This window comes from Hymenobacter agri, assembly GCF_054778495.1.
Genome location: NZ_BAAGZM010000558.1, coordinates 1 through 2,830, shown reverse-complemented (window position 1 = coordinate 2,830; position 2,830 = coordinate 1). Strand labels below are relative to the sequence as shown.

Here is a 2,830-nt window from a genome sequence, read left to right as displayed (position 1 = left end):
CGTGCTGCACCTCGATAGGCGGCGGCGGCGCCTGCTCACGGGCTGCGGTGCGGCGGCAGGCGTGGCGGCCATCTTCAATTCGCCCATTGCGGGCGTGCTGTTCGCGGTCGAAACCATTTTGCTGGAGTTGCCAGCGCAGTATTTTATTCCGCTGCTCATTTCATCGGCCACGGCCACGGTGGTGTCGAAAGCATTGTACGCGGGCCAGCCGTTCGTGCTCATTACCACGAGCTGGCCGGTGGATGCAGTGCCGTTTTACGTGCTACTTGGGCTATTCACGGCTTTTTTCTCGGTATACATGATTCGGACCTACCACTGGTTCGACCATTTCTTTGAGCGCTGGCCCGGGCTGAACTGGCGCAAGGTGCTGGTGGCCGGGGCGTTGCTGGGCGGGCTGATTTTCCTGTTTCCGACGCTCTACGGCGAGGGCTATAATACGGTGGAGCTGCTGCTGCGCGGCCACGCCGAACACCTCACCGACGGCAGCATTTTTTCGGTGTATCACGACAATAATCCCTGGCTGCTGCTGGTGCTGGTGCTGTTCAGCATGCTGCTGAAGGTGGTGGCAACGAGCATCACGGTGGGTGGCGGCGGCAACGGCGGCATGTTCGGCTCGTCGCTGTTTTCGGGGGCGCTGGCGGGGTTTTTCTTCGCCCGGCTCATCAATCTGAGCGGCGTCATTCATATTCCGGAGGTGCATTTTGTGGTGCTGGGCATGGCCGGCACGCTGGCGGGCGTCATTCACGCGCCGCTCACGGCCATCTTCCTCATTGCCGAAATCACGGGCGGCTACGCGCTGTTTGTGCCGCTGATGCTGGTGAGCTCGGCCTCCTACCTCATTACCAAATACTTCGAGCCGTATTCGGTGTACACGCGCAAGCTCACTACGCGCGGCGTCGACGTGTACGCCAACCGCGACCGCGGCCTGCTGGCCCAGCTCGACCCGCGCAAGCTGCTCGAAACCGACTTCATTCCGGTACGGCCCACCACCACGCTGGGCGAGCTGGTGGAGGTATTCCGGCACGCCTCGCGCAACCTATTTCCGGTGGTGGCGGCGGGCGGGCGGCTGCTGGGCGTGGTGTCGCTCGATTCGGTGCGCGACGCGCTGTTCGACGACGCCCACTACGCCACCACCACCGTGGGCGAGCTCATGAAGCCCGCCCCCGCCGTGGTGGGACCCAACGACGACCTGGGCCACACCCTGGCCCTGCTCGACCGCCACGGTGCCTGGGCCCTGCCCGTGTGCGAAGAAGATGGCCGCTATCTCGGCTTTATCCTGAAATCGACCATTCTGGTGCGCTACCGCAAGCAGCTCATCCAGGAAAGCGAAGCCTAGTTTTTAGCTAATCGTCTGTCATCTTGAGCGGAGCGAAGGACCTTCTCCTGTATGAATACTTCGTGCACGCGTGAGAAGGTCCTTCGCTCCGCTCAGGATGACAAACAGGTCAATATTCGCCCAGCGCCGGCGCTTTGCGGGCCAGCTGCAGGCCCACCATCATGAGCAGGCCTGTTAGCAGAATGACGACAAACAGCATGTTTTCGCTCACTTCGCCAATGAGCAGGCGGGGCGGAATGCTGTAGAACAGAAGTACCGAAATGAGGCCTTTGGGCGCAATGAACAGCTCCGGAATGAGGTCGGTTTTGGCGATGTAGCGCAGGTAGACGTAGCGCACCAGCGTGAGCACACCCACAATCAGCGCCCCTTGCAGCAGCAAGCTGAAGCTAACTAAATTGCTGAGGGTGATGGAATAGCCGAAAAGCAGGAAGAAGAAAGTACGAATCAGAAAAGCCGATTCGGCGGTGATGCTCTTGAGCTGGTGCAGCTGGCCGGCCAGCTCCTCGGGGTGCAGGAAGCGGCGCAGCAGGGGGTGTTTCAGCAGCTGGTCGGCGTTGTTGACGGCTAGGCCGAAGGCCAGCACCAGCACCAGCGACGAGAGGTGCAGCTTCTTGGCGATGCTGTAGATGAGCACCAGAAACGCGAACAGCAGGAAAAACTTGACGTGCGAGCGCAGCCGCCCCAGCAGCCAGGCCAGCAGCGCGGTGCTGAGCACGGCCACCACAGCCACAGCCAGCACATCGCGCCCAAAAGTGACGATGGACCAGCCCTGCGCGAAATTGTCCTGCAAGATGAAGTTGAATAGCATGATGCCCACGATGTCGGAAAACGTGCTTTCGTACACGATGAACTCCTGCTTGTCGCCGCCCAGGCCGGCCACGCTGGGAATGGCCACGGCGCTGCTCACCACGGCCAGCGGCACGGCATTGAGCAGGCAGCTTTGCCAGCGGGCCCCCACGTAGAAGTGCAGCAGCGCCGCGATGGCCGCCACCTGCACGCCCATGATGAGCACCGCCGCCAGAAACGACCGTCGGATGAGCGGGGCCTTGTCGTGGGTGAGGCGCAGGTCGAGCGAGCCTTCCAGCACAATCAGGATAAGGCCCACGATGCCAAATAATTGCAGCAGCACCGGCGGCACGGCCACGGCCACGCCCCAGTAGTTGGCGGCTTGACTGAGGGCGATGCCCGCCAGCAGCAGCAGCAGCACCGATGGCACTTTGGTGGCCCGGGCGGCGAGGTCGAACACGTACGATAGCAGCACCGCCAGGCTCAGGCCGATGAGAATGGTGTATGGTCCCATAGTTGACTGTGCTAACGGCCGGGCTCGGGCCGGGGTTAGGCTTGCGGGCCGGGGCCCGTACCTTTGCCGCGCCCTTTCGGGGAGCGCAATGGCCCATTTTTCCTCTTGTAAGCATGCCTAAAAGTTCGGGAATCGTGGCCATCATCGGCGGCGGGCCGGCCGGGCTGCTGGCGGCCCAGCGGCTGGCCGAAGCC

Annotated in this window: 2 protein-coding genes; one reads left to right on the top strand and one right to left on the bottom strand. The window is 62.4% G+C overall.

Annotated features, from left to right (window positions below; all coding sequences use genetic code 11):
* Window positions 1-1,336: chloride channel protein (locus tag ACYVDE_RS19285; RefSeq protein ID WP_460503167.1), on the top strand; the 1,336-nt coding region annotated here is incomplete at its 5' end.
* 109 nt (window positions 1,337-1,445) lie between these two features.
* On the opposite strand, the gene ACYVDE_RS19280 is transcribed toward ACYVDE_RS19285, so the two are convergent.
* The gene (locus ACYVDE_RS19280; protein ID WP_460503166.1) at window positions 1,446-2,636 is read right to left on the bottom strand and encodes a cation:proton antiporter; all 1,191 of its coding nucleotides are present in this window, start codon (window positions 2,634-2,636) and stop codon (window positions 1,446-1,448) included.
* Between the last annotated feature and the right edge of the window lie 194 nt (window positions 2,637-2,830).

Excerpts from the sequence above, each read along its gene's own strand:
- ACYVDE_RS19280 (WP_460503166.1), bottom strand. The coding sequence starts at position 2,636 with ATGGGACCATACACCATTCTCATCGGCCTGAGCCTGGCGGTGCTGCTA.